This window comes from Mesorhizobium sp. B2-8-5 (assembly GCF_006440675.2).
GTDB lineage: Bacteria > Pseudomonadota > Alphaproteobacteria > Rhizobiales > Rhizobiaceae > Mesorhizobium.
Genome location: NZ_CP083951.1, coordinates 6408717 through 6434494, shown reverse-complemented (window position 1 = coordinate 6434494; position 25778 = coordinate 6408717). Strand labels below are relative to the sequence as shown.

Genomic DNA, 25778 nt, shown 5'->3' with positions numbered 1-25778 from the left:
GGCCTTCGTCTTGGGTCCCGGGCCGCGCATGTAATGGAGTTCAGGATGATAGCGCTCGCCGGCGAGCTGCCGCTTCAGACGGCGGTTCCAATGCGCGAACAGGGATTTGAAGCGCCCTATCATTTCCCACTCTTGGTCTCTGGCGACCAATTTTTTCCAACTTCAGGCAAAAACTTAGAACAAAGCCATTGATGCGTCTAACAAGCGGCTCTTGTAATTCCGATCGATTTTGCTTCTTAGTTGGACCATGACTCTCGACCAGTTGCGCATCTTCGTCGCCGTCGCCGAGCACGGCCATATGACCAAGGCCGCCGAGCGGCTCGGCATCTCGCAGTCGGCGGCCTCGGCCGCCATCCGCGCGCTCGAAAGCCAACATGGTGTGCGCCTGTTCAATCGGGTCGGCCGCAACATCGAACTGGCGCAGACCGGCCATCGCTTCCTGCCGGAGGCCAAGGCCGTCCTGGATCGCGCCACCGCTGCCCGCGGCGTTCTGGAGGATGTCTCGCAGACCGTCGCCGGCAGCCTGTCGATCGCGGCGAGCCAGACCATCGCCAGCTACTGGCTGCCGCGTCGCCTGGCTACCTTCCACGAAGCCTATCCGGCCGTGAAGCTGAGCGTGACGATCGGCAACACCAGGCAGGTCGAGACCAATGTGCTGGACGGCCGCGCCGATTTCGGCCTGGTTGAGGGCCGCACCGAGTCCGACATCTTGCGCCGCGCCACGGTCGATGAGGATCGCCCGATGCTGGTTGTGGCGCGCTCGCATCCCGAGATTCCGATGACCCGGGCGGGAAACCTCGACATCAGGGCGTTGCGCTGGATCATCCGGGAAGGCGGGTCGGGCACGCGCGAGGCGCTGGAGGATTTCGCGCTCAGTCAGGGGGTTCCGCCGGCGGAATTGCAGATTTTCCTCGTCCTGCCCAGCAACGAGGCCGTGCGTCAGGCCGTGGAGGCCGGCGCGGGGGCGACGATCATCTCGGAACTCGTCGTCGCGCGCTCCCTGGCGGAGGGCAGCCTCAGGGCCGTGCCGGTCGAATTGCCGAAGCGCGACTTCGCCATGATCACGCATCGCGACCGCCAGGCGAGCCTCGCCCAGATGGCGCTGAAGGCGCATCTGGGCGGAAAGGTCGGCTGAGCCCAGGCGGCACCCGGACTATGTTCTTGGGATGCTGATCATCGCGAACGTTCGCGATTGTCCGAGGCCTCCGAACGTCGTCATCCACGGGCGGAGCGACGCGAAGCGGAGCGTAGACCCGAGGATCCATTCCGTGACCTTCGACGTGGAGTGCACCGGAGCAGAATTCTGCATCGCAGCGGCGCTTATACGTCACGGAAAGGCAACTGTGTTCATGCGAATGCGGTTTTATCGCGCATGATGGCGTTGAGGACGACCAGGAGCTTCCTTGCGACGGCGATGATGGCGAGCTTCTTGGAGCCGGAGCGGGCAGCAAGTGCGCTGTAGAAGGACTTGAAGCGCTCACAGGTTCGAATGGCGGTGAGGGCTGCCATGTAGAGAGCGCGGCGCACGCGTGATCGCCCGCCCTGGATCTGGCTCCTGCGGTTGAGCTTGCCGCTCTTGTTGTCGAACGGGGCAAGGCCGACCAGTGCCGCGATCGCCTTGGGTGAGCGCTGGCCGAGCTCGGGCAGGAGCGCCAGCAGCGAGAATGCGCCGACCTTGGAGACACCGGGCACGGAGACCATCAGCGTGTAATCGCGGGCGGTGTCCTCGGCTTGACGAATGACTTCGGCAATCTGGCTCTCGATCGCCTTGATGCGCGTGTCGAGGTAGGCGATCGTTTCTTCCAGATCGGCAATGACGATCTCATTGAAGGCCTCGGCGAGGTGCTTCTTCGCCGTTGCCCGCATCTCGACCAGTTGATCGCGGTAGCGGGCAAGCGATTGAAGCCGCTCGACTTCTTCGCGCGGCGCCGGCTCGGCCTCAGGATTATAGCGACGGCCGTAGTCGCTCAGCATCCTGGCGTCGAGAGGATCGGTCTTGGCCCGCCGTCTCGTCGACTTCGCATAGTGGTGGGTATGCGCCGGGTTGTGCCGCGAGAACGGCACGCCGGCCTTGGCCAGCGCATGGCGCAGAAGCCGGTCATGGACGCCCGTCGCCTCCATGACGACGAAGTCCCGACTGGGATCAAGGCCCGCCACATACGCCGCGATCGCGTCGGCCTGGTTGTCGATGCGCCGAAGACGGCCACTTGTCTCATCAAAAAAATCGAGCCACTGCTTTGAGATGTCGCAGCCGACATAGTTCTGGGCTATCATGTCCACGCCTCTTCCTGTGGTGCGGGGTCTGGCTTGAAACAGCCCCGTGCAACTGTTCAGGTTGATGGTTCACCGGTGGGAAGGGACCGGGCCATGCCACGGCCTGTCCGAAAGGACGACCAGGATTCATTCGGTCTCCTTCCCACTTCAAACCATACACCAGAACCAACACACAGGATCCTCGGGTCTGCGCGCGTCGCTTCGCTCCTTGCTCCGCCCGTGGAAGCGACCGGCGTCTTAGTCAACCTCCAGCCCTCACGCGTATTTCCGCTGCGCATCCAGCGCGAGGCCGAGGCCGACCGAGCCGAACATGTCGCCTTCGATGACGGAGGCCTGCGGCACCAGGGAAAGAATCTGCCGCTTCGCCAGCGGGATGGCGGTCGAACCGCCGGTGAGGAACACGGCGGTGATGGCCGAGGCGGCAACGCCGGCGTCGGCGATCGTTTGTCTCACCGTCGCGGCCACGCGTTCGATGTCGCCGGCAATGGTCTCCTCGAGGTCGGCGCGCGTGATCTCGGCCGCGAAGCGCGCGCCGGGCAGCGACACCTTCACTTCGGCCGAAGACTGGTCGGTCAGCGCGATCTTCGCCCTTTCGACAAGGCCCGCCATCGCATGGCCGTAGCGATGCTCGACGACGCGGATGAAGCGGTCGACAAGGTCGGCCCGCTCGGCCTCGTAGCGGATTTGCCGCAGGTCATTCATCGCCTTGGCGGTGTAGACGAGGTTGATGCGCTGCCAGGTCGCCAGGTCGATGAAATAGGCAGCGGGCAGGTTGCGCTTGTGGTCCTTGGTCCGTGTCAGATAGCCGAGCTCGGGCATGACATGGGCGATGCTGAGCAGCCGGTCGAAATCGGTGCCGCCGATATGGACGCCGCGATTGGCCAGGATGTCCGCCTTGCGGTCGGTCGAGCGGGCGCGCTCCGGCGAGACCCGCACGATCGAAAAGTCGGATGTGCCGCCGCCCATGTCGACGATCAACGCCAGCTCCTCGCGGGCGACCTTCTGCTCGTAATCGAGCGCCGCCGCGATCGGCTCGAACTGGAAGGCGATGTGCCTGAAGCCCTGCGCGCGCGCTGCCTTCTCTAGTTCGCCCTGCGCCTTCATATCGGCGGCCGCGTCGTCATCGACGAACTGCACGGGCCTGCCCAGCACGACGTTGTCGACCGGACCGCCTGCGTCTTCTTCCAGCCGCTTCTTGAGATGATCGATAAACAGGCCGACGATGTCGATGAAGCCGATCTGGCGCGCCTTGATGCGCGTCTTCTCATTGGCGAGCGTGCTGCCGAGAACGCTCTTCAGCGAGCGCATCAGACGCCCTTCGATGCTGTCGGTGTAGTCGCTGATCGCACGGCGGCCGAAATAGGTGTGGCCGTCCTCGAAGTTGAAGAACACGGCGCTTGGCAAGGTCGGTTGCTCGCCTTCCAGTGCCACCAGTCGCGCCCGGCCGTCGCGGATCACGCCCACGGTGGAATTGGACGTGCCGAAATCGATGCCGCCGAATGCCGATCGCATCGCAGCCTCCTGTCGTTGCCTGGGGCAGGGTTGCCGACGACGCAAAGCGCGTCGTCGTCCGGAAAGCCGGACCGCTCTGCCGAAAATCGAAATGTGTGTGCTTGTCCCTAGGGCTGGGAGGCGGCGATGTATCGCAAAACCGGGAAAAGGGAAACCCTCTTTTCACGGGAAAATGGGTCTTCCCAATTTTCCCGCGGGTATCAATCCTTGCGGAAGATGAGCCGGCCCAGCCAGCCGGTCAGCATGGCGAGCGATATGGCGAACACGCCATAGAGGAAGGAATAGTCGTGCGCGACGCGGAAGATCGATTGCTCGAAACCGGACTTGCGGATTTCGAGCTGGGCCGAGCTTTCCTTGACGAACATGCCGCTCTTGAACAGGAACGCGCGGGCTTTATGGGTCCCGACCGGAACATTGGGCGCCAGCCGCACGGTGGCGCGAAACAGGTTCTGCGACAGGAACTGCACGCCGCCGACATTTTCGCTGTAGAGGCCCGTCGCCGCCTTGCGGTCGCGTAGCGCGGCCGTGAATTCCTCGATGGTTGCCGGGCTGTCGGTCTCGTCGGCGGGCTTCATGTAGAGGTTCTGCGCGCCGAGCGAGAGCTGCTTGTATTTGGCAGGCTCGGCGATGTCCTGCAGCGGGCGCGTCGTCGCGACGGAATAGGAGACCGGCACGTTCTCGAACGTCTCCGAGTCCAGGTTGACCCAGACGCCGAGCACCCGGTCCTTGCGCCGGACGACAACAGGGCGTGGCGGGCCTTCGAGCACGACGATCACGTCATAGCGCCCCTGGCGCGCGACCAGCGGATCGGGATTTTCCAGCGATCCGAAGATGGTGAGATCGGCGCCGGAGAAACCCGCCGTGATCGAAACGGCGTCGGTCGACAGGCCGATCTGGATGCTTTCGGCAGGCGGCGTTTGCGCGGTTGCCGGGGAAAGGGCAAAGAGCATCGACAACGAGGCGGCGGCTGCAAATGCTCGTCGTGCCGGCATCAGTTCAGGCCCGCGGCGGAAAGCGAATAAAGATTGGGCGGCGTCACGAAGAGATCGACGGCAAGGCGGATGGCGACGGCCAGCACCAGCATCGCCAGCAGCGCCCGCAACTGCTCGCCGCGCAGTCTCTGGCCAGCCTTGGCGCCATATTGCGCGCCGGCGACGCCGCCGGCCATCAGCAGGAAGGCCAGGATCACGTCGACCGTCTGGTTGGTCGTGGCATGCACCAGCGTCGTATAGGCCGAGGTGAAAATGATCTGGAACAGCGAGGTGCCGATGACGACATTGGTCGGCACCTTGAGCAGGTAGATCAGCGCCGGCACCATGATGAAGCCGCCGCCGACGCCCATGATCGACGAGAGGAAGCCGATCCCGGCGCCGAGCCCGAGCACCGGGATGACGCTGACGAAGAGCTTCGAGGCGCGGAAGCGCACCTTGAACGGCAGCCGGTGGATCCAGTTGTGCTGTCCGGATTTCTTGAGCACCGGCGCCGCGCCGCTGCGGCTGGCGCGCAGCGCGTTGACGCTCTCGACCAGCATCAGTCCGCCGACGGTGCCGAGCAGCACGACGTAGAGCAGCGAGATGAACAGGTCCAACTGGCCGAGGCGGCGCAACAGCGCAAAGACGAAGATGCCGGCCGTCGAGCCGACGATGCCGCCGGCCAGTAGCACGCCCCCCAGCTTGAAATCGAGCGTGCCGCGCTTGAAATGCGAAAGCGCGCCGGAGAAAGAGGAGGCGATGACCTGGTTTGCGCCGGTGGCGACGGCGATCGCCGGCGGGATGTTGTAGAAGATCAGGAGCGGGGTGATCAGGAAGCCGCCGCCGACCCCGAACATGCCCGACAGGAATCCCACCGCCGCGCCCATCGCCAGCAGCACGAAGACGTTGACGGAAATTTCCGCGATCGGGAGATAGATGCCCACCCGTCTGTCTCGATCAGTTTGTCTGTCGGCCCAAAGTGCCGTCCCCGGACAATAAAGCACCGAAAAGCCAATTTTTTCTTGCGACGGCGCGGCGGCGGGTTCAACCCCGCCGCCGCGCCGAAACAAAAACCATCTCAATCAGTTAACAGGCAAATGTGTGGCAAGGCGTCGTGTATGCGACGCGGCTGCCGTTATTTCTTCGCCAGGAGCGCCTTGACGAGCGGCGCGTCGATCTCGCCGGTCGGCTTCATCTTGTTGTCGGTCTGGAAGGCCATGATGGCGGTCTTGGTCTTGCCGCCCATCACGCCGTCGGCGCCTCCGGCGTCATAGCCGTTCTTGTTGAGGATCAGCTGGATGTTCTTCACCGCCTTCTTCATGTCGATGCTGGCGGTGGTCTGCGGCGCGCTGTCCTGCCAGGACTCCGGAACGTCGGCCGAGTTGGCGGCCGCGTTGAGCGGCTTGGCCTTCCACAATTCCGTGGCCGCGCGCGCCCGCTCGAGCTGCTCGGGCCGCAAAGCGTTGGCGATCTCGTCGCGCTTGGCGGCAGCGTCCTTGTCGCCGGTCTTGGCGACCAGGGCGAACCATTTGTAGGATTCTTCCAGGTCCTGCTTCATGCCGACGCCCTTGGCGGCCAGGATGCCGAGGTTGAACTGGCTGTCCTTGACGCCGAGGTCGGCGGCTTCCTGGAACCAGTGCGTCGCCGATTCATTGTCGGTCACGCCGTCCGCCGCCATGGCGAACAGCACCGCCAGATTGTGCATTGCGCTGGCGTTGCCCTGTTCGGCGGCGAGTTGATAGTAGGTCTTGGCCTTCTTGATGTCGCGCGCGACGCCGATGCCTTTTTCGTAGAAATTGCCGATACGGTATTCGGCCGGCGCGAAGCCGAGCTCGGCCGACTGCTCATACCATTTGGCGGCTGCCTTCATGTCTTCCTTCACGCCGCGCGATTCCGCGTAGCGCGAGCCGATCTCGAACAGCGCCTTGGCGTCGCCGCCGGCGGCCGCGTCGCGCAGCGCCACCGGACCGATTTCGGAGGGAATGTCGAATTTGGCCGCGGCCGTCTGGCTTGCCGCGGGCGGCACGGCGCCTGTCGTGTCGGCGGAGGTGGCAGCCGGCGCGCCGGCGGGGGGGCTCCCGGCTGCGGGGCTGGCCGTCTCTGGGGCCTTGGCCATCGGCTGCGTGTCGCCATCCGTGTCCGTCGCGGTGGCGGCTGCGGCAGGTTCGGACGGCGTCGCCGACGCCATCGGGGCCGGCGCCGGCGCGGCAGGCGCGGCAAGCGCCACTGGCGCGGGCGTCGGTTCGGCCGGCATGGCGGTGGCAGCTTCAGGACTTGCGGGGAAGGAAGCGGCCGGCGCCGCGTCCTTGACGGGCTCTGCCTGCCTGACGGGGCGGGCCGGGGTGCTTTCGGCCTGCGCGGTGTCCGTGTCGGCCTTCGGTGCGGCTGTGGCATCGAGCGAAGCCGTATCGACCGTCTGCGTGGAGACGATCGGGGCGGGCTGGTTGTTGGCCGTTTCGACGGGATCGGCCAAGAAGGCCTTGCCCAGCTGCAGGCCCGCCAGCGCCATCATGATCGCCGCCGCTGCCATCAGGATCGGCTTGCGCCGCGCCTTGAGCAGGTCGCCTATCCTCAGCGCCTTCACCGGGCCGGTCATGGTCGATTGCCGCTTCAGCGTGTCGGCTTCCGCGGCGGCGGCCTGGGCCGCGCGGCGGGCCGCGGCGATGAAATCGGACTTGGCGGCGTCGCCCTCGGCGCGCCGGGCCGGCTGGCCGCCACGCTCGTCGCGCACACGCTTCATGATGGCGTTGAGGTCCGGCGCGCCAGAACCTGGTTCCAAGGGCCGGTTGGCGGCCTTGGGGTCGAGCGGCTCATCGATGTCGACGCTTGGCACGTCGCCCACCGGCGCCGAGCCGGCAAGCGGCTGCGTATCCGCATCCTTCTTGCCCTTGAAGGCGCGCGCCAGGCCGCTGAACATCGATTTCCTGCGGCCGGCCGTCTCGCTCTTATCGCCGATCACGTCCGGTCCGAGCGCTGCCATGGCCGCTGCGGCCGCGGCTTCCGCGGGCGTGCGCGGCGCATCTGGCTCATCGCGCATGATCGCCGCCGCGCGGCCTTCCAGGCTGGCCATGTCTCCCGTGAGCGGCAGCGGCTGGTCGATGTCCATCGAAGGCGCGTCCTGCACCGCTATCTTGCCGCCGCGGCCGCCGCGCTTGCCGGCCGGTTGCGGATCGACCAACTCGCTGACCGCTTCGCTGGCCTCGCTCGTTTCCAGCGAGCCCAGCCGGTCGACGATCTTCAGCAGCGTGTCGTGGATCGCCTCGAATGTCCGCGAGTTGCGCTCGTCGGAGCGCCGGGTGAGCGCCTCGAGCGTCTTCAGGTCCTGGGCGAGGCCGGCAACGGCGGTCGCGTTGGTCTGGGCCGTGCTGGACGTCGAGTCGGAAAGCGATTTGACGGCGCTCTCGGCCGCCTCGCGCGCCACGCTCAGGATGGAATCGCGCGTGCCGGCCAGCGACTTCTCGATCTGGTTGAGGCGCGGGCTGATGTCTTCGAACTCGGGCAGCGGCGTGCCGGGCTTGGAAAGATGCGCAGAGAGGCCGGCGACCTGCGCTTCCAGGCTGCGGATCAGTGCCGGATCGATGCCCGCGACCTGCTGCGCGGACGATTCCAGCCGGCTGGAAATGTCCTCGAGCCGGCTTTCCAGCCCGCGGATCGCCATCTCGTTGGCGGGATCGGGCGTGCGCGTCTCGATGCGCTTGGCCAAAGCGGTGAAGCGGGCGTCGATCGCCTCCATGATGCCGGCGCTCTCGTCCCGGCGCATGCGCTGGTCAAGCCTGTCCGCGACCTCGTCCAGCCGACGCTCGAGATCGCGGAACAGCATATTGCCCTGTTCGATCGCATCGCCCTGGCGGCGCTCAAGCAATATTGACAGCGCGTCGAAGCGCTGCTCGAGGCCCTGGAAGATCTGGTCGGCATCTGGCAGGGCCGGCGCGCGGTCCATCTTGTCGGTGATCAAGGCGATCTGCTTGCCGAGCCGCTCCATGGCCTGCTCGGGCAGGTCCGCCCTGCCCGCCAGCTGATCCACACGGCTGGACAGGAGACTGAGGCGATCCAGAACTTCCGCTCCAGGCCGCGACTGTGCGACCTCTTCGATCTGAACCGCCAGGGAGGCCATGCGCTTCTCGATCCGACCGAAGCTTTCGGGATCGAAGGCATTGGCCTGCGCGGCCACCGTCGACGCGACGATGGCGCGCGAAATCTCATCCAGCCGCTCGTCGATCATGGCGAGCGTCTCGCCACCGCGCGCGGTCTGCTGGCCGGCGAAACGGTCGACCGCGCCGGCAAGCGTGCGCACCTTCTCCTCCAGCGAGCGCAGCGAAAGCGATTCCGGCAGGTTGCTGACGGCGCTGCTGATCTGTTCGAGCCGATCGGTCAGCACCGAAAGGCTCGGGCCTTCGGCGCGCTTGCGCTGGTCGGCGTCGACGCGGTCCTCGAAGGCGCTCCAGCGGCGATCGAAGTCGTCCCAACGGCGGTCGACCTTCTGCAGGCTTTCCTCGCGCGCCAGCGTGTCCAGCGCGCCCTTCACCTGTTCCAGTTCCAGCCGCAGCAGGTTGACGCTGCGGTCGTCGCTTTTTTCGGCGAGCGTCTGGATGGCTCCCGAAAGCCGCTCGAATTCGAGGCCGAGCTCGGCGCTGCTCTTGTCGGGCATGCCGCTCGACGGAGCGCCGCCCTGGCTGTTGGCCTGCATGGCGCGATCGATGTCCTGGCGGAACGCTTCGAATTCGCGCTGCAGGCCGACGGTCATCTGGTGGCGCAGTTCCTCGCGCAGGCCGCGCAGTTCGACGGCGATCTTGCCGACCATGGCGACGCTGTCTTCCTGGCCGCGCACCCGGTCGATGTCACGCGCGATCGCCTGGTAGCTCTGGCCGAAGGCGGGCGCGGCGGGCGTCGGATTTTGCGGGGCGCGATTTTGCGGCCATTGGTTCTGCGGGCCGGGATTTTGCGGTGCCGGATTCTGCTGCGGCCGGTCCAGCGGCCTTTGCGCGGAATAGGTATCCTCGTACCAGCGCGGCTGGCCGTAAGGCTGCGTGCTTGGATAACGCGGCTGCTCGACCGGCCGCCGCAGGTCGGGGCGATCGGGCATGTCGGCTCGCGTCCGGTCCAGCCGCTGCTCCAGCGTTTCGAGCGAGCGGTTCAGTTCTTCGAGCGAGGGCTGCGGCCGGCGTTGCCTGCCGGCGTTGAGTGTATCGAGATAGGACCGCTTGCTGTTCATCGATGCGCCCGTGTTCAGAATGGCCGGCCAAAGGCCGGTTTCCCAAAGTCCTGTCGGGAACGAAGCGAGCCGGGCGGTTTTGCCGCGGAGGAAGACGGGCTTCCCGGGTTTTCACCCGCGCTTCGAAAAACCGTGAAAAATTCGCTACAGGATAACCACGGGTGACCGACATGCGCACATTTCGCCCAACGTGGTAAACAAGGCGTTAACCAAGCTTAAGAAGACGCGCATAAATCATGCGCCGCCTTACGGGTGCGGCATAAAGGTCCGTTTTGACAACGCCCTTGCGTCACCCCGTGGCTGTCGATATAGAATTGACGTAAACGTAAAAGGTGCGAAGCCGTGCCTCTTGCGATTGACTTGTTGCAACCACGATTGGAAGCACGCCCCCGCTTCCATTCAGGCGACGCTTGGTCCGAGACCGCGACGCCACCAGGGGAAAGCCAGTGACCATGAAACTTGTTTCGCCCGGCGAAGCCGCGGCCAATACCAATGACATACCGCTCGAAGCCGGCGAGGAATTCGTCCGCATCGGCGAGATGGCCAAGAAATACGGTGTGACGCTGCGCACGCTGCGTTTCTATGAAGACAAGGGCCTGCTCAATCCGCATCGCGACGGCTCGACCCGTCTCTACACGCGCCGCGACAAGGCCCGCCTGAAGCTGATCCTGCTCGGCCGCAAGGTCGGGTTCTCGCTGCGCGACGTCAAGCAGATGATGGATCTCTACGATCCGACCGGCACCAACACCAAGCAGTTGCGGCTGGCCCTCGACAAGTCGGAGAAGCAACTCGCCCGCCTGCAGAAGCAGCGCGCGCTGATCGACGACGCCATCAACGAGTTGAGCACGTCGATGACGGCGGTGCGCCAGATGCTCGTCGAGCGCACAGCGGCGCCGCAGGCCAGCGCCGCTGGCTGAACGCTGGCCCTCAACAGGGAAGATCCCGGAAATGGAGAGCCGCGCGGCTGTAGCCGCGCGGCTTTTTTGTCGCCACAATGCCGAACCGCTCACATAAATTTTTGGCTGCGACGAAGTTGACGTTTACGCAAACGTCAATATTTGCTATCGGGGCATCGACATTGGCCCGGCCTCCTGTCCAGGACGTGGATAAGGAACTTGCTGGCCGGCCGGCACTATAAGGGTGGAGGAAGGCATGACGATCTACAGGGCGCCGGTCCAGGACACGCTGTTCGTTTTCAACGACGTGCTGGGCTATCAGCGCTATTCCAACCTTCCGGGCTTCTCGGATGCGACGCCCGACGTGCTCGAGGCGATCCTCGCCGAGGGCGCCAAGCTTGCCGAAAACGTCATGCATCCGTTGAACCGCGTCGGCGACATGGAAGGCTGCGTACGCCATGACGACGGCTCGGTGACGACGCCCAAGGGTTTCAAGAACGCTTACGACCAGTATCGCGAAGGCGGCTGGATGGGGCTTGCAGCGCCTGCCGAGTTCGGTGGCCAGGGCCTCCCTTACGCCGTCCACACCGCCGTCTCCGAATATATGATCTCCGCCAACATGGCGCTGATGATGTATCCCGGCCTGACGCAAGGCGCGATCGCGGCCATCGTCACCCACGGCACGGACGAGCAGAAGGCGACATGGCTGCCCAGGCTGATCGAGGGCGCCTGGACCGGCACCATGAACCTGACCGAGCCGCATTGCGGCACCGACCTCGGCCTGCTGCGCACCAAGGCCGTTCCCAATGGCGATGGCACCTACAGGATTTCCGGCCAGAAGATCTTCATCTCCGCCGGCGAGCACGACATGTCGGACAACATCGTCCATCTGGTGCTTGCCCGCGCCGAGGGCGCGCCGGAAGGCGTGAAGGGCATCTCGCTGTTCATCGTGCCGAAGCTCAAGCTCGATGCCTCGGGCAATCCCGGCCAGCGCAACACGCTCTCCTGCGGCTCGATCGAGGAGAAGATGGGCATCCACGGCAACTCGACCTGCGTCATGAATTATGACGAGGCGGAGGGCACGCTGCTCGGCGAATTGAACGGCGGCCTGAAGGCCATGTTCACGATGATGAACGAGGCCCGCCTCGGTGTCGGCCTGCAGGGGCTTTCGGTCTCCGAGATCGCCTATCAGAACGCTGTTTCCTATGCCAAGGACCGCTTGCAGGGCCGTTCGCTGTCGGGCGCCAAGGCGCCGGACAAGAAGGCCGACCCGATCATCGTCCATCCCGACATCCGCCGTTCGCTGATGACCATGAAGGCCTTCAACGAGGCCGGTCGCGCGCTGGCGTTGTGGACGGCGATCAAGTCCGACGTCGCGCATCGCTCGGGCGACGACAAGGACCGCCAGGCGGCCGACGACTACACCGGCCTGATGACGCCGGTGGTCAAGGGCGTGCTCACCGATAAGGGTTTCGATCATGCGGTGATGGCGCAGCAGGTGTTCGGCGGCCACGGCTACATCGAAGAGCACGGCATGAGCCAGTTCGTGCGCGACGCCCGCATCGCCATGATCTATGAAGGCGCCAACGGCATCCAGGCGCTCGACCTCGTCGGCCGCAAGCTGGCGCAAAATGGTGGCCGCGCGGTGCAGGCCTTCTTCAAGGAAGTCGGCGAATTCTGCGAGGAAAACCGCGCCGACGAGAAGATGGCGTCCTTCACCAAGACGCTGAAGAAGGGTCTCAACGATTTGCAGGCGGCCACCATGTGGCTGGTGCAGAACGCCGTGGCCAAACCCGACAATGCCGGTGCCGCCTCGACCGACTATATGCATCTCTTCGGCTTGGTGGCGCTGGGCTACATGTGGGCGCAGATGGCGAAATCCGCGCAGGCGAAGCTCGCGCAAGGCGCCAACGGCGCTGCGGTGTTCTACGACACCAAGCTGGTGACCGCGCGCTTCTTCATGGATCGCGTCATGCCGGAAACGGCGACGCGTCTTGCCCGCATCTCGAGTGGCGCGGACACGCTAATGGCGCTGCCGGCGGAAGCGTTCTAGGTTCGGCGGACCGGCACCGCCGGCCTACAATTGTCGGAACGCGGAGGAAATCGTGGCGACAAATCCAGCCGAAATTCTTGGCCTGCCGAAGCCCGCCTGGGCGGCGGACGAAGTCGGCATGCTCTACGACATGGCGTCCCGCTTCATGTCGGAAGAAATCGCGCCGCGCTATGACGAGTTCGAGAAGAACGAGATGTTCGACCGCGAGAGCTGGCTGAAGGCCGGGGCCGCCGGCCTGCTCTGCGCTTCCATGCCGGAGAAATACGGTGGCTCGGGCGGCACCTTCGCCCATGAGAGCGCCATCATCGAGGCGATCGGCCATGTCGGCGTCGACGGCTTCGGCATCGGCCTGCACAATTCGATCGTAGCACCCTACATCCTGCATTACGCTTCCGAGGAGCAGAAACAGAAATGGCTGCCCAAGCTCGCAACCGGCGAGCTGATCGGCGCCATCGCCATGACGGAGCCCGGCGCCGGCTCCGACCTGCAAGGCGTCAAGACCCGCGCCGAGAAGGACGGCAATCACTACAAGATCAGCGGCTCGAAGACCTTCATCACCAATGGCCAGCTCGCCAACCTGGTCATCGTCGTCACCAAGACCGACCCGGACAAAGGCGCCAAGGGCACCTCGCTGATCGTCGTCGAGACCGACGAGGTCGAGGGTTTTCAGCGCGGCCGCAATCTCGACAAGATCGGGCTGAAGTCGAACGACACCTCCGAGCTGTTCTTCAACGACGTGCGCGTGCCGACCTCGAACCTGCTTGGCCACGAGGAGGGCAAAGGCTTCGTCCAGCTGATGCAGCAATTGCCGCAGGAGCGGCTGCAGATCGGCACCGGGGCGATCGCCATGATCGAGCGGGCGCTGGCGCTGACCATCGACTACGTCAAGGAACGCAAGGCCTTCGGCAAGGCGGTCATCGAGTTCCAGAACACCCAGTTCAAGCTGGCCGAATTGAAGACCGAGGCCACGATCGGCCGCGTCTTCTACAATGACTGCGTCGCCCGCCATATCGACGGCGGCCTCGATCCGGTGACCGCCTCGATGGCCAAATACTGGCTCAGCGATCTGCAGGGCAAAGTCGTCGACGAATGCCTTCAACTGCACGGCGGCTATGGCTACATGAATGAATATCCGATCGCCCGCATGTACCGCGACGCCCGCGTCCAGCGCATCTACGGCGGCACCAACGAAATCATGAAATTGCTGATCGGGCGCTCTCTGTGAGCGCGGCGGCCGGCAAAGCCAAGGAGCACGAAAATGACTGAGGCTTACGTCTATGACGCCGTGCGCACGCCGCGTGGCAAGGGCAAGAAGGATGGCTCGCTGCACGAGGTGCCGGCGGTGCGGCTCGCCGCGAGGACGCTTGAGGCGCTGCGCGACCGCAACGGGCTCGACACCGGCAATGTCGACGACATCATCTTCGGCTGTGTCGATCCGGTCGGCGAGGCGGGCTCCGTCATTCCGCGTGCAGCCGCGTTCGAGGCCGGCTACGCGACCTCGGCGCCCGGCATGCAGATATCGCGCTTCTGCGCCTCGGGTCTCGACGCCATCAATTTCGGCGCCGCCAAGATCGCGCAAGGGGCGGACGAGATCGTCATTGCCGGCGGCGTCGAATCCATGTCGCGCGTTGGCATGGGCATGTCCGGCGGCGCCTGGTTCATGGACCCTTCCGTCGGCCTGCCCGGCTGGTTCGTGCCGCAGGGCATCTCGGCCGACCTGATCGCCACCAAATACGGGTTTTCCCGCGACGACGTCGACGCCTATGCGGTCGAGAGCCAGAAGCGAGCCGCCAAGGCCTGGGGCGAGGGCCGTTTCAAGAATTCGGTGATCCCGATCAAGGACCAGAACGGTCTCACTATCCTCGACCATGACGAGCACATACGGCCCTCGACCGACATGCAGTCGCTGGCCTCGCTCAACCCGTCCTTCGTCATGCCGGGAGAGATGGGCGGCTTCGACGCGGTCGCCCTCCAGAAGCATCCGGAAGTGGAGGAGGTCAACCACGTCCACCATGCCGGCAATTCTTCCGGCATCGTCGACGGCGCCGCCGCCGTGCTGCTCGGCTCAAAGAAAGCCGGCAAGGCGATGGGCCTCAAGCCGCGCGCGCGCATCCGCGCCTTCGCCAATATCGGCTCGGAACCGGTGCTGATGCTGACCGGTCCGGTCGATGTCACCGAGAAGCTCCTGAAGCGCGCCAAGATGAAGCAGTCGGACATCGACCTGTTCGAGCTCAACGAGGCCTTCGCTTCGGTCGTGCTGCGCTACATGCAGGCTTTCGACATCCCGCATGACCAGATCAACGTCAATGGCGGGGCGATCGCCATGGGCCATCCGCTCGGCGCCACCGGCGCCATGATCCTGGGCACGGTGCTTGACGAGCTGGAGCGTCGCGACCTCAACACCGCGCTGGTCACGCTCTGCATCGGCGCCGGCATGGGCACCGCCACCATCATCGAACGCGTCTGACGGGGAGAGAAGAAGATGACCTATACCAATTTCACCCTCGACACCGACGCCGACGGCATTGCGCTGATCACCTGGAACATGCCGGACCGCTCGATGAACGTGTTCACCGAAGAGGTGATGCGCGAGCTCAACGACATCGTCGATAAGGTGGCCGGCGATGCCGCCATCAAGGGCGCCGTCATCACCTCCGGCAAGGACAGCTTCTCCGGCGGTGCCGACATCAGCATGCTGCAGAAGATGCTCGCCACCTTCGCCGCCGACAAGGAGAAGGATCTCGACAAGGCGACCAAGGCGCTGTTCGAGAATGCCGGCTACATGACCGGCCTTTTCCGCAAGATCGAGACCTGCGGCAAGCCGTTTGTGTCGGCGATCAACGGCACCTGCATGGGTGGCGCCTTCGAGATGTCGCTCGCCTGCCACGGCCGCGTCGCCACCGATTCCGACAAGGTGAAGATGGCGCTTCCCGAGGTGAAGATCGGTATCTTCCCCGGTGCAGGCGGCACCCAGCGCGTGCCGCGGCTGACCGACCAGCAGCAGGCGCTGCAGATGCTGACCACCGGCCAGAACCTGACGCCGCAGAAGGCGAAGGCGATGGGCCTGATCCACGAGATCGCCGAGCCTTCGAAACTCGTCGAGACCGCCAAGGCGATGATCAAGAACGGGCTGAAGCCGGTGGCGCCCTGGGACGAGAAGGGTTTCAAGCTGCCCGGCGGTCCGATCTATTCGGCCGCCGGCGCCAATCTCTGGCCGCCGGCGATCGCCATCCTGCGCCGCGAAACCTACGGCAATTATCCGGCTGCGGCCGCTATCCTGAAATGCGTCTATGAAGGCCTGCTGGTGCCCTTCGACACGGCGCTCAGGATCGAGCAGCGCTATTTCACCGAGATCATGCAGTCGAAGGAAGCGGCGGCGATGATCCGCTCGCTGTTCCTGTCGCTGCAGGAATTGAACAAGGGCGCGCGCCGGCCGGCCGACGTGCCGGAGACCAAGTTCAAGAAGATCGGCATCCTCGGCGCCGGCTTCATGGGCGCCGGCATCGCCTATGTCACCGCGCGCGCCGGTATTCCGGTGGTGCTGCTCGACCGCGACCTGCCGTCGGCCGAGAAGGGCAAGGCGCATTCCGACAGCCTGATGGCCGATCAGGTCAAGAAGGGCCGCGCCAAGCCGGAAGACAAGGACAAGCTCCTGTCGCTGATCACGCCGACGGCGGATTATGCCGACCTTGCCGGCTGCGATCTCGTCGTCGAGGCGGTCTTCGAGGATTCGAGCGTCAAGAAGGAAGCCACCGAGAAGGCGGAAGCGGTGCTGAAGTCGTCGGCGATCTTCGCTTCGAACACGTCGACGATCCCAATCACCGCTCTGGCGAAGAACTCGGCGCGGCCGAAGAATTTCATCGGCATCCACTTCTTCTCGCCGGTCGACAAGATGATGCTGGTCGAGATCATCCTCGGCAAGAAGACAGGCGACAAGGCCTTGGCCGTCGCCTTCGACTTCGTGCGCGCCATCAAGAAGACGCCGATCGTCGTCAACGATACGCGCGGCTTCTACGTCAACCGCTGCGTGCTGCGCTACATGTCGGAAGCCTACAAGATGCTGATCGAAGGCGTGCCCGCGGCGATGATCGAGAACGCCGCCAAGGCTGCCGGCATGCCGGTCGGCCCGCTGGCGCTGACCGACGAGACGGCCGTCGACCTTGCCCAGAAGATCATGAAGCAGACCATCCGGGATCTCGGCGAGAAGGCCGTCGATCCCAGGCAGATGGCGTTGATCAACACCATGGTCGACATGCATGGCCGCTTCGGCCGCAAGAACGGCAAGGGTTTCTACGACTATCCGGCCAAGCCGGCGAAGAAGAAGCTGTGGCCGGGCCTCAAGGACCTCTATCCGCAGCTTAACCCCGACAAGGTCGACTATGAGGAGCTGAAGCAGCGCCTGCTGGTCGCCATCGCGCTGGAAGCGGCGCGGGTGATGGAAGAGGGCATCGTCACCGATCCGCGCGAGGCGGATGTCGGCTCGATCCTCGCCTTCGGCTTTGCGCCCTTCACCGGCGGCGCGCTGTCCTACATCGACGGCATCGGGGCCAAGCGTTTCGTCAAGATCGCCAAGGGCCTGCAGAAGAGATACGGCGCCGAGTTCAAGGCGCCGAAGCTGTTGCTCGACATGGCCGAGAAGGGCGAGACCTTCTACCAGCGCTTCGACCCCTACCAGAAGGGTGAGGTCAGAGAGGCGGCCTGACAACGAAGCCGGGATGTATGTCTGGGCGCGAATGGCCCGCACCATGGCCACGGCGTCGAGCCGTGGCCCCTACAGGGTCGGCGACGAAAGCCGGCTGGCCTTCCGCTGCCTGCCGATCGACATCGATTTCAACCTGCATCTGAACAATGCCCGCTATATGATGCTGGCCGATCTCGGTCGCATCGATATCTTCCTGCGCGTCGGCCTTATCGCGCTTGCACGCAAGAATGGCTGGGCGCCGATGATCGGCGGGCTGCAGGTGTCCTATGTACGCGAGATCAAGCTGTGGCGCCGCTTCGAGGTGGTCTCGTCGATCGAGACCTGGGAAGGCACCTCCGTCATCGGCAGGCATCGTTTCGTCCTCGACGGCGGCTCTGATCCTGACCACCGGCGGCGTCTATGACCGCGGCGGCCGCCGCTTCCTCGACATCGACGAGGTCGTCGCGGCGCTCGGCCACGCCGCCAGTCCACGCCCGCCGACCGAAGCCGAGCGGGCCTTCATGCTTTCGCACCGGAATTTGCGCGAACAGGCCAAGGCCGCCTGATCGCGCTGAAGTGGTCAGTCCGACTTGCCGGGTCAACAACGGCTTGGATCACATTTTAGAGGCGCGGGCGTCGTCGGCTTTTTGGCGAAGGATTTGGATGATATATTAGTTTTATCTAATAAAACTGTTGACCACGGGAGCGATCATCATGCGCATGATGTTGAGAATTTCCGTTCCGACCGTCGAAGGCAACAAGGCACTCAAGGACGGCAGCATGGCGAAGTTCATCGAACATACCCTGTCGGACCTTAAGCCGGAGGCCGCCTATTTCACCGCCGAAAAAGGTCAACGAACGGCTTACCTGTTCGTCGATATAAAGGACAGTTCCGACATGCCTCATTTCGGCGAGCGGTTCTTCCTGGCTTTCAATGCCGCCGTGGATTTCGTGCCGGTCATGAATGCGGAGGAACTCAAGAAGGGCCTGCCCAAGGCTTTGGCCGGGATCGGATAGGTCGCGTAAGGACGCGAAAGCCACGCAGATTTCTCGATGTCCATCGGCCACGCCGATGGACAATGGTGTGGTCGCGCGCTAGACAGGCTTGAGGCATTTTTTCCTGTTCTGAAGGAGAGCGCGCGTGCTCTCACACGACCGCGTATGGGCCGCAATCGACGCTCTCGCCGAGCGCTATTCGCTTTCGGCTTCCGGCCTTGCCCGGCGTGCGGGCCTCGATTCGACGGCCTTCAACAAGTCGAAGCGTCTGTCCTCCGACGGCCGGCCGCGCTGGCCCTCGACCGAATCGCTGGCCAAGATCATCGAGGCCACCGGCGCTTCGCTGGAGGAATTCACCGGACTGGTCGAAGGACGCGGCGGGGCTTCCGTCGCCCAACATCGCAGCGCGGTTCCGTTGCTCGGCTTCGCCCAGGCCGGCGCGGGGGGCTTCTTCGACGATGCCGGCTATCCGGCGGGGCAGGGCTGGGATCTGGTCGAGCTTCCGGCGCGGGCGACCGAGACGTCCTACGCGCTGCAGGTGCAGGGCGATTCCATGCTGCCGCTCTACCGCAACGGCGACGTGCTGATCGTCGAACCGGGCGCGCCGACGCGCAAGGGCGATCGTGTCGTGGTCAAGACCACCGCCGGCGAGGTGATGGCCAAGGTGCTCGATCGGCAAACGGTGAAATCGATCGTGCTGGTTTCGCTGAACCCCGCCCACCCGGACCGTGACATCCCGGCGCGCGATATCGAATGGGTGGCGCGCATCATTTGGGCGAGCCAGTAGGTCCCGGACCGGTGCGGCTTCTTCAAACAGCCCTGGCGGTTCTGGCGCTTCCGGTCATGGCGGCGCTCGTCGTGACCGGCGGGCGCGCAATCAAAGGCCATGAGAGCACGATCGCGGTGGATCAGATCGATCCGGACGCGCTTGCAGATCCAGGCACTGAGACGCCGCCGGACGAGCCGGCGACCTCGGCCATTCCCGCGCCTGCCACTCCGCAGCCACCGGTTCATTCGAGGGCCATCGATCCCGAAGTGGTGGCGCCGCCCGCTCTTTCGGACAACGAACTCGAACGGGTGGAACCGCGCGCGCCGCTCAGCGATCTGGCGCTGGCCGGGCCGCCCAAGCCGCCCAAAACGAAGATGCCAGGCGACTGGAACGGCACGAAATTGTTCCAGCCGGTCGCCATCGCCGCCGGGCTGATCGAGTCGAAGGGCTATGCGGTCGCAGTGTCCGGCGTGGATGTCGTCAAGGCGGACGAAACCTGCGCCGACGAGGGCAAGAGCTGGGCCTGCGGCGCGCGCGCCAGGACAGCCTTCCGCGCTTTCCTGCGTGGCCGGGCGGTCGCCTGCACCGTGCCGCCCGAGGGCGGCCGCGACACCATTTCCGCCGAATGCCATATCGGCAATCAGGACGTCGGCCAGTGGCTGGTCGAGAATGGCTGGGCACGCGCCGCGCAAGGCGGTCCCTATGTCGAGGCCGAGAACAAGGCCCGCACGGCCAGGAAGGGTATTTTCGGCTCGGTGCCTAAGCTTGACGGTCTGCCGGCGCTGCCGGCCGCGTCAGATCCGGCGCCGGTTGCGCCGGATTCGATCCTGCCGGCCGATGGCGGCGACGTTACGCCGCCAACTGACCAGCCAGCGCCCGCTCAATGAGCGCGCGTGTCTCGGCGATGCCGTAAAGCGCCGCGAACGAACCGAAGCGCGGCCCGCGCTCCTGGCCGATCAGCACCTGGTAGATCATCTGGAAGAAGGCGACCGACACGCCTGGTCCGCCCTCAGGGCTCTGCTTGGAATGGTCCTGGTAGCGGTCGATCTTGCGCGCGACGTTGAGCGCCGCGTTCTGGATCGCCTCGCCGTCGGCGCCCTGCGGCAGCGCGCCGAGCGCGTCGGAAAGCTTGGCCAGCGCCTCGCGCTCCATCTCGTCGGCGGCACGGTAGACCTTGGTCGGCTTCACGAAGTCGTCGAAATAGCGGATCGCGTAGCCGGTCAGCCGGTCGAGTTCCGGATGCGTCTTCGGCGTCACGCCCGGCGCGTGCCGCGAGATGAAGCCCCACAGCACAGCCTTGTCATGCGCGTTGGAGGCGCTCACCAGGTTGAGCAGCAGCGCGAACGGTACCGGCAGGTCGATTGCCGGCGGGTTGCCGTCATGCATGTGCCATACAGGATTGCCGAGCCGCTCCTTCCAGTCCTGGCGCGGATACGCGCCAAGGAAAGCGTAATACTCGTCCACCGCCTTCGGGATGACGTCGAAATAGAGCTTCTTCGCCTGCCGCGGCCGCTGGTACATATAGAGGCCGAGGCTCTCGGTCGGCGCGTAGGTCAGCCATTCGTCGATGGTGAGCCCATTGCCCTTCGACTTCGAGATCTTCTGGCCTTCCTCGTCGAGGAACAGCTCGTAGACGAAATGCTCCGGCGCGCGGCCCCCGAGGATGTTGCAGATGCGGTCGTAGATCCCGGCGTTGGTCTGGTGGTCCTTGCCGAACATCTCGAAGTCGACGCCGAGCGCCGCCCAGCGCATGCCGAAATCCGGCTTCCACTGCAGCTTCACATGGCCGCCGGTGACCGGCAGCGTCGTCTCCGTGCCTTCGTCGTCGAAGGTGACGGTGCCGGCCTTGGCGTCGACATTTATCATCGGCACGTAGAGCACGCGGCCGCTCTTCGGCGAGATCGGCAGGAACGGGCTGTAGGTCGCCTGGCGCTCCGGCCCGAGCGTCGGCAGCATCACGCCCATGATCTCGTCATAGCGCTCCGCGGCGCGCAGCAGCACCTCGTCGAAGCGGCCGGCCTTGTAATACTGCGTCGCGCTGGCGAATTCGTAATCGAAGCCGAAGGTATCGAGGAAACGGCACAGCATCGCGTTGTTGTGGTCGGCGAAGCTCGCATAGTCGCCGCCGAACGGATTGGGCACCGAGGTCAGCGGCATATGCAGGTAGGGTTCCAGCGCCGCGCGGTCCGGCACGTTCTCCGGGATCTTGCGCATGCCGTCCATGTCGTCGGAGAAGCATAGAAGCTTGGTCTTGACCTTGTCCTGCGTCAGCACGCGGAAGGCGTGGCGCACCATGGTCGTGCGCGCCACCTCGCCGAAGGTGCCGATATGCGGCAGGCCGGACGGGCCGTAGCCGGTCTCGAACAGCACGGTTTCGGGAAAATCCTTGCCCTTGTAGCGGGCGATGATCTTCTTGGCTTCCTCGAACGGCCAGGCCTTGCTCTCGGCCGCCGCGGCAAGCATCTCGGGATTGAGATCGATGATGTTTGATCCCGTCATGTCAAAGTTCCAGTCATGGCCGTCTGTGCGGCGGATAAGGTTTGTCGACCGGTCTCTAGGCGCGCGAGATCGGAGCGTCAACGATTTGCGGCGGTTTTCCTTGCGGCGCCACAATCGCGCTCCTACGTTCGAGCCTCACCTTCAAGGAGTTTTGAATGCCTTTGCTGACGCCGCACGAAGCCCTGATCCACCTGATGGTCATCACGTCGGCTTCCGATCGCGACATGACGGATGTCGAGCTGGCGCGGATCGGCGATGTCGTCCGCTCCTGGCCGGTCTTCGTCGATTTCAACCAGGACAGGCTAATTGCGGTGGCGCAGGCCTGCCAGAAGGCGCTGCACGACAAGGACGGGCTGGAAGGCGTGCTGGCGCGCGTCTCCGAAGCGCTACCCGAGCGGCTGCGCGACACTGCTTATGCCGCTGCCTTTGAAGTAGCCGCCGTCGATCTCGAAATGCGTATGGAGGAAGTCAGGGTGCTGCAGCTCATCCGCCTCAAGCTCGACCTCGACACGCTGACCGTCGCCGCGATCGCGCGTGCGGCGAAAGCCCGCCTGCGCACGCTCACCTGAAGGCTGCAGACCTAAAAGAAGCTGACAGGAAAATAGCGCAGGTAGAACTCGGCGAAGCTGCCTTTGATCGAGATCTCCTGCAACGCATAGTCGAAGGCGGCGGCAAGCGCGGTGTCGCTCTTGCGGGTGGCGATCGCCATGCCCGAGCCCAGATATTCCGGCGCCAGATACGGACCGCCGGCGAAGCGGCAGCAGCCGGCGGCGTCCGAACCGCCCAGCCAGAAGGCGAAGCGCATGCCGTCACCGAAGGCGGCGTCGATCTTGCCGGCCTTGAGGTCGGTATAAAGGTCTTCCGGCGTGTCGAAGGTCACCACCTGGACGGTGTTGAAGTAATCGCGCAGCATCTTCTCATGCGCCGAGCCGGCGACGACGCCGACCCGCTTGCTGCGCAATTTGTCGAGGATCGGCTCGGCGAAGGCCTTTGCCTTCGGCATGATGAAGCGGGCCGGGAACTGCATGTAGGAGCGCGAGAAGGCGTATTTCTCACGGCTCTCCGGCGTCGCGGCGATGCCGGCGATGATCGCCTCGCCTTCGCCTTTCTGGAGAGCGCCCTCCAGTTCGTTCCACGGCAAGGCCTGGACCTGGCATTTCTCGACGACGTCCAGTTCCGCGCAGATCGCCCGCGCCAGATCGATGTGGAAACCCGACAGCCGGCCAGCGCCATCGAGGAAGTTGAAGGGCGGAAAATCGGTGGTGGTGAGGAATCTGAGCCGCGGCAGCGCGGAGAGGTCGGGTTTCGGCAGCCGCTCCTTGGCGTCCCACAGCACCGGCACCTGCGGCTCCGCCGCCTGAGTCGCATCGGCGAGAGGCAACGCGCCGCCCACCAGCGACATCAGGGCCAGAAATATCCACCGCAAGATCACGATATGGCTCCGCGCCTGTCCCCGTTCCTCGGCTTTTCGTATGAAAATGGGGCAGGCACAACGGTTTTTGATTTCAGGCGGCCGAATTAAGCGTATGATTCGGCGTGTTTGCAAGTGACCTGCGTGCCGGAAGGGGGAAGCTACCGGCTTTGCTGAGGCAATTGCGACCCGAGGTTGATGGCGAAGGGGTGTTCGGGCATCTACCGTCGGCAATGAGAAAAATAGAAGCAACATGGGGTAGATGTTGCGATGGGCCTGTTTGACAGAACTCTGGAATACATAGACCAGTTGCAGCATGCTGGCACCGCGGCCGCGGTCTGCGAGAGGCTGCTCGGCGTCACCTCGAACTTCGGCCTGACCGCATTGATGGCGGGAACCGTGCCGCAGCCGGGCACGCCGCGTGGCCGGCAGAAACAGCATGTGATGCTTTGCGATTGGCCCGGCGATTGGCTGAAGCGCTATGTGGCGCGCAACTATGTCGACCACGATCCGGTCGTCAGTCACATGAAGCAGCTTCAGGCGCCGTTCCAATGGCGGGACGCTTCAAAAAACGCCCTGATCGACAAGAGCAGCGACGAAGTCATGGGCGACGCCCGCGAGTTCAAGCTGCGCGACGGCTTGGCGTTTCCGCTGGTCACGCTCGACGGCCAGATCGTCATGGTCTCGCTGGGTGGCGAATCCGTTGACTTGTCGGATGCGGAATTCGGAATGGTGTCGCTCGCATCGACCTATGCGATCGGCCGCGCCATGCAACTGCACACCAAGGCCGAGAGCGTCATCGATCACATAGAATTGACGGCGCGTGAGCGGGAATGCCTGCAATGGGCCGCAGTCGGCAAGTCTGAATGGGAGATATCTCAAATTTTAGGCATCTCGGAACACACATCCGAGAAACATCTTCTTAACGCCAAGAGCAAACTGGGCGCAGCCAACCGGGTGCAGGCAGTCGCGGAGGCGATTAGACGTGGCTATATTAGCTAGGTCGGCCGTGCCGACCTAGAAATTCTTGCCTGCGCATTCGCGCAATATTTTAAGGGACATCACGGCCGTATCTTCCTCTTAAGCCTAGGAGACGGCTAATGCTTTTTGCCCTTACCACTCAGGAATTGATGGAACGTCCCGACCTCTGGGAGGCGGTCTATCGCTTGCGCTACAAGATCTTCGTCGAGGAGATGGGATGGACCGATCTTGATCGTCCGGACCAGCTCGAGATCGACCAGTTCGATCATGACGAGGCCGAGCATCACCTCGTCATCCGCAACGGCGAGCTGGCTGGCTACCAGCGGATGCTGCCGACCACACGGCCGCATCTGCTCACGGACGTGCTGTCGGATCTCTGTGAGGGACCGTCTCCCTCGGGGCCGAATGTCTGGGAACTGACCCGCTACGCGGTGGCTCCGGGTTTTCGCGACGGCAAACGCGGCGTCTCGACGGTCGGCACCGAACTGATCGCTGGCTTCGTCGAATGGGGCCTCAAGCGCTCCGTCAATCAGGTCATCATCGAGTTCGAGCCGATGTGGGTGCTGCGAGCGCTGCAACTGCACTTCCTGGCAAAGCCGCTCGGCTACCAGCGCACCTATGGCAACCAGCAGGTCGTGGCGACGCTGCTCACCTTCACCGAGCATACGCTCGATGTCGTGCGGGCCCGCCGCAACCACCACCTGCCGGTGCTGAACCGGGGTTATCCCGGTCTGCTCGGCCTCAAGCAGGCTTCGTGATGGAGGCGGTCATGAGTTTCCATCCCGAACCGGAATTGCGCGGCCATACGCTGGTCGTCACCGTGTCCTCGCATGATGGCCGGCCGGTGCTCGACAGGCATGCCTATGCGAGCCTTGCCAGGACCTTGCACGAGGCAGCCGTCAATGACGAGGTCCGCGTCGTCATGCTGCGCGGCCTTGCCGGATGCTTCTGCCTTGGCGGCGACTTCTCGGAGTTCCTCGACGCCACCAAGCACCAAGAGCTGATCGCCGCCGTCACCGACATGTTCCGCATGTTGGCGACCTTCCCCAAGCCGGTCCTTGCCTGCGTCGACGGCGACGCCGTCGGTGTCGGCTGCACCATCCTGTTCCATTGCGACATGGTGATCGCTTCCCGGGGCAGCACCTTCAGGGTGCCGTTCGTCGATTTCGGCCTGGTGCCGGACGCGGCGACCAGCATCCTGGCACCCCAGAAGCTCGGCTATGCCGGCGCCTTCCGCTTCTTTTGCCTGGGCGACACGCTGGGCGTCGAAGACGCCAAGGCGCTCGGCCTGGTCGGCGAGATCGTGATGCAAGGCAGCGCCGAGGAAGCGACGCTGGCGAGGGCGAAACAGCTGGCCAAGAAGCCCGTGGCGGCCCTGCTGCAGACGCGCAGCCTGCTCAAGGGCGACACGGACGTCTTGTGCGACCGCATCGACCACGAGATCACGCTGTTCCAGCAGGCGCTTCAGGATGACGCCACGCTGAAGCGGCTGCAGCGGATCGCCCGCCTGGCTGCCTGAGCGC

Annotated in this window: 21 protein-coding genes and 1 pseudogene; 15 read left to right on the top strand and 7 right to left on the bottom strand. The window is 64.4% G+C overall.

The genetic code is table 11. The annotated features are described in order from the left end of the window. Window positions 1-45 precede the first annotated feature (45 nt). Both FJ430_RS31425 and FJ430_RS31420 read left to right on the top strand, forming a co-directional pair. Entirely contained in the window at window positions 46-192 is a 147-nt protein-coding gene (locus tag FJ430_RS31425) for a hypothetical protein (RefSeq protein ID WP_181175218.1), read from the top strand. A gap of 55 nt (window positions 193-247) precedes the next feature. Beyond that, window positions 248-1135 carry a LysR family transcriptional regulator gene (locus tag FJ430_RS31420; RefSeq protein ID WP_140702829.1) on the top strand — a complete coding sequence of 296 codons (888 nt, stop codon included), beginning with the start codon at window positions 248-250 and terminating at the stop codon, window positions 1133-1135. Between the two features lie 212 nt (window positions 1136-1347). Here the strand turns inward: FJ430_RS31420 and FJ430_RS31415 are convergent, their stop codons facing one another. The 5 genes from FJ430_RS31415 to FJ430_RS31395 all read right to left on the bottom strand — a co-directional run bounded on the left by FJ430_RS31415 (window position 1348) and on the right by FJ430_RS31395 (window position 9969). After that, a complete protein-coding gene (locus FJ430_RS31415; RefSeq protein ID WP_226892266.1) occupies window positions 1348-2274 on the bottom strand; it encodes an IS110 family transposase in 927 nt (308 codons plus the stop codon). A gap of 255 nt (window positions 2275-2529) precedes the next feature. Continuing rightward, window positions 2530-3786: an Hsp70 family protein gene (locus tag FJ430_RS31410; RefSeq protein ID WP_140706370.1), complete on the bottom strand. Its 1257-nt coding sequence runs from the start codon at window positions 3784-3786 to the stop codon at window positions 2530-2532. Window positions 3787-3986: 200 nt separating this feature from the next. Then, window positions 3987-4778, bottom strand: coding sequence for a TIGR02186 family protein (locus FJ430_RS31405; RefSeq protein WP_140706368.1), 792 nt, complete (start codon window positions 4776-4778; stop codon window positions 3987-3989). Then, window positions 4778-5701 (bottom strand): sulfite exporter TauE/SafE family protein, encoded by a 924-nt coding sequence (locus tag FJ430_RS31400; RefSeq protein WP_140659420.1) that lies wholly within the window; start codon window positions 5699-5701, stop codon window positions 4778-4780. The genes FJ430_RS31405 and FJ430_RS31400 overlap by 1 nt, the downstream gene beginning before the upstream one ends. Window positions 5702-5892: 191 nt before the next feature. Next, window positions 5893-9969: an SEL1-like repeat protein gene (locus tag FJ430_RS31395; protein WP_140706366.1), complete on the bottom strand. Its 4077-nt coding sequence runs from the start codon at window positions 9967-9969 to the stop codon at window positions 5893-5895. Between the two features lie 452 nt (window positions 9970-10421). Here FJ430_RS31395 and FJ430_RS31390 point away from each other — a divergent pair, with 452 nt between their 5' ends. The 9 genes and pseudogenes from FJ430_RS31390 (at window position 10422) to FJ430_RS31350 (ending at window position 20251) form a co-directional block, all read left to right on the top strand. Beyond that, window positions 10422-10886, top strand: a complete 465-nt coding sequence (locus FJ430_RS31390; RefSeq protein WP_140659424.1) for a MerR family transcriptional regulator — start codon at window positions 10422-10424, stop codon at window positions 10884-10886. Between the two features lie 235 nt (window positions 10887-11121). Then, window positions 11122-12918, top strand: coding sequence for an acyl-CoA dehydrogenase (locus FJ430_RS31385; protein ID WP_140706364.1), 1797 nt, complete (start codon window positions 11122-11124; stop codon window positions 12916-12918). 52 nt (window positions 12919-12970) lie between these two features. Continuing rightward, on the top strand, window positions 12971-14143 hold the full coding sequence (locus tag FJ430_RS31380) for an acyl-CoA dehydrogenase family protein (protein ID WP_140706362.1): 1173 nt from the start codon (window positions 12971-12973) through the stop codon (window positions 14141-14143). Window positions 14144-14176: 33 nt separating this feature from the next. Beyond that, the gene (locus tag FJ430_RS31375; RefSeq protein WP_140706360.1) at window positions 14177-15385 is read left to right on the top strand and encodes an acetyl-CoA C-acetyltransferase; all 1209 of its coding nucleotides are present in this window, start codon (window positions 14177-14179) and stop codon (window positions 15383-15385) included. Window positions 15386-15400: 15 nt separating this feature from the next. Continuing rightward, the gene (locus FJ430_RS31370; RefSeq protein ID WP_140706358.1) at window positions 15401-17620 is read left to right on the top strand and encodes a 3-hydroxyacyl-CoA dehydrogenase NAD-binding domain-containing protein; all 2220 of its coding nucleotides are present in this window, start codon (window positions 15401-15403) and stop codon (window positions 17618-17620) included. A gap of 13 nt (window positions 17621-17633) precedes the next feature. Then, window positions 17634-18165: pseudogene (locus tag FJ430_RS31365) on the top strand (thioesterase family protein). A 148-nt stretch (window positions 18166-18313) separates the two neighbouring features. Further along, complete coding sequence (locus FJ430_RS31360) at window positions 18314-18616, top strand: hypothetical protein (protein WP_140659413.1); 303 nt, start codon at window positions 18314-18316, stop codon at window positions 18614-18616. Window positions 18617-18740: 124 nt separating this feature from the next. Beyond that, window positions 18741-19382 (top strand): helix-turn-helix transcriptional regulator, encoded by a 642-nt coding sequence (locus FJ430_RS31355; protein WP_140706356.1) that lies wholly within the window; start codon window positions 18741-18743, stop codon window positions 19380-19382. 11 nt (window positions 19383-19393) lie between these two features. Continuing rightward, window positions 19394-20251, top strand: a complete 858-nt coding sequence (locus FJ430_RS31350; RefSeq protein WP_413467817.1) for a thermonuclease family protein — start codon at window positions 19394-19396, stop codon at window positions 20249-20251. On the opposite strand, the gene FJ430_RS31345 is transcribed toward FJ430_RS31350, so the two are convergent. After that, the gene (locus FJ430_RS31345) at window positions 20214-21863 is read right to left on the bottom strand and encodes a lysine--tRNA ligase (RefSeq protein ID WP_140706350.1); all 1650 of its coding nucleotides are present in this window, start codon (window positions 21861-21863) and stop codon (window positions 20214-20216) included. The genes FJ430_RS31350 and FJ430_RS31345 overlap by 38 nt on opposite strands. Window positions 21864-22018: 155 nt before the next feature. On the opposite strand from FJ430_RS31345, the gene FJ430_RS31340 reads away from it, so the two are divergent. Then, window positions 22019-22432, top strand: a complete 414-nt coding sequence (locus tag FJ430_RS31340; RefSeq protein WP_140645278.1) for a tellurite resistance TerB family protein — start codon at window positions 22019-22021, stop codon at window positions 22430-22432. Window positions 22433-22443: 11 nt separating this feature from the next. Here the strand turns inward: FJ430_RS31340 and FJ430_RS31335 are convergent, their stop codons facing one another. Continuing rightward, window positions 22444-23295, bottom strand: coding sequence for a transporter substrate-binding domain-containing protein (locus FJ430_RS31335; RefSeq protein ID WP_413467816.1), 852 nt, complete (start codon window positions 23293-23295; stop codon window positions 22444-22446). 249 nt (window positions 23296-23544) lie between these two features. Between FJ430_RS31335 and FJ430_RS31330 the strand changes: the two genes are divergently transcribed. The 3 genes from FJ430_RS31330 (at window position 23545) to FJ430_RS31320 (ending at window position 25774) form a co-directional block, all read left to right on the top strand. Continuing rightward, window positions 23545-24276, top strand: coding sequence for a LuxR family transcriptional regulator (locus tag FJ430_RS31330; RefSeq protein ID WP_140706347.1), 732 nt, complete (start codon window positions 23545-23547; stop codon window positions 24274-24276). A 98-nt stretch (window positions 24277-24374) separates the two neighbouring features. Then, the gene (locus tag FJ430_RS31325) at window positions 24375-25013 is read left to right on the top strand and encodes an acyl-homoserine-lactone synthase (protein ID WP_140706345.1); all 639 of its coding nucleotides are present in this window, start codon (window positions 24375-24377) and stop codon (window positions 25011-25013) included. An 11-nt stretch (window positions 25014-25024) separates the two neighbouring features. Further along, entirely contained in the window at window positions 25025-25774 is a 750-nt protein-coding gene (locus tag FJ430_RS31320) for an enoyl-CoA hydratase-related protein (protein ID WP_140706343.1), read from the top strand. Window positions 25775-25778: the final 4 nt, after the last annotated feature.

Excerpts from the sequence above, each read along its gene's own strand:
- FJ430_RS31425 (WP_181175218.1), top strand. The coding sequence starts at position 46 with ATGATAGCGCTCGCCGGCGAGCTGCCGCTTCAGACGGCGGTTCCAATG.
- FJ430_RS31420 (WP_140702829.1), top strand. The coding sequence starts at position 248 with ATGACTCTCGACCAGTTGCGCATCTTCGTCGCCGTCGCCGAGCACGGC.
- FJ430_RS31415 (WP_226892266.1), bottom strand. The coding sequence starts at position 2,274 with ATGATAGCCCAGAACTATGTCGGCTGCGACATCTCAAAGCAGTGGCTC.
- FJ430_RS31410 (WP_140706370.1), bottom strand. The coding sequence starts at position 3,786 with ATGCGATCGGCATTCGGCGGCATCGATTTCGGCACGTCCAATTCCACC.
- FJ430_RS31405 (WP_140706368.1), bottom strand. The coding sequence starts at position 4,778 with ATGCCGGCACGACGAGCATTTGCAGCCGCCGCCTCGTTGTCGATGCTC.
- FJ430_RS31395 (WP_140706366.1), bottom strand. The coding sequence starts at position 9,969 with ATGAACAGCAAGCGGTCCTATCTCGATACACTCAACGCCGGCAGGCAA.
- FJ430_RS31390 (WP_140659424.1), top strand. The coding sequence starts at position 10,422 with ATGAAACTTGTTTCGCCCGGCGAAGCCGCGGCCAATACCAATGACATA.
- FJ430_RS31385 (WP_140706364.1), top strand. The coding sequence starts at position 11,122 with ATGACGATCTACAGGGCGCCGGTCCAGGACACGCTGTTCGTTTTCAAC.
- FJ430_RS31375 (WP_140706360.1), top strand. The coding sequence starts at position 14,177 with ATGACTGAGGCTTACGTCTATGACGCCGTGCGCACGCCGCGTGGCAAG.
- FJ430_RS31370 (WP_140706358.1), top strand. The coding sequence starts at position 15,401 with ATGACCTATACCAATTTCACCCTCGACACCGACGCCGACGGCATTGCG.
- FJ430_RS31360 (WP_140659413.1), top strand. The coding sequence starts at position 18,314 with ATGCGCATGATGTTGAGAATTTCCGTTCCGACCGTCGAAGGCAACAAG.
- FJ430_RS31345 (WP_140706350.1), bottom strand. The coding sequence starts at position 21,863 with ATGACGGGATCAAACATCATCGATCTCAATCCCGAGATGCTTGCCGCG.
- FJ430_RS31340 (WP_140645278.1), top strand. The coding sequence starts at position 22,019 with ATGCCTTTGCTGACGCCGCACGAAGCCCTGATCCACCTGATGGTCATC.
- FJ430_RS31330 (WP_140706347.1), top strand. The coding sequence starts at position 23,545 with ATGGGCCTGTTTGACAGAACTCTGGAATACATAGACCAGTTGCAGCAT.
- FJ430_RS31325 (WP_140706345.1), top strand. The coding sequence starts at position 24,375 with ATGCTTTTTGCCCTTACCACTCAGGAATTGATGGAACGTCCCGACCTC.
- FJ430_RS31320 (WP_140706343.1), top strand. The coding sequence starts at position 25,025 with ATGAGTTTCCATCCCGAACCGGAATTGCGCGGCCATACGCTGGTCGTC.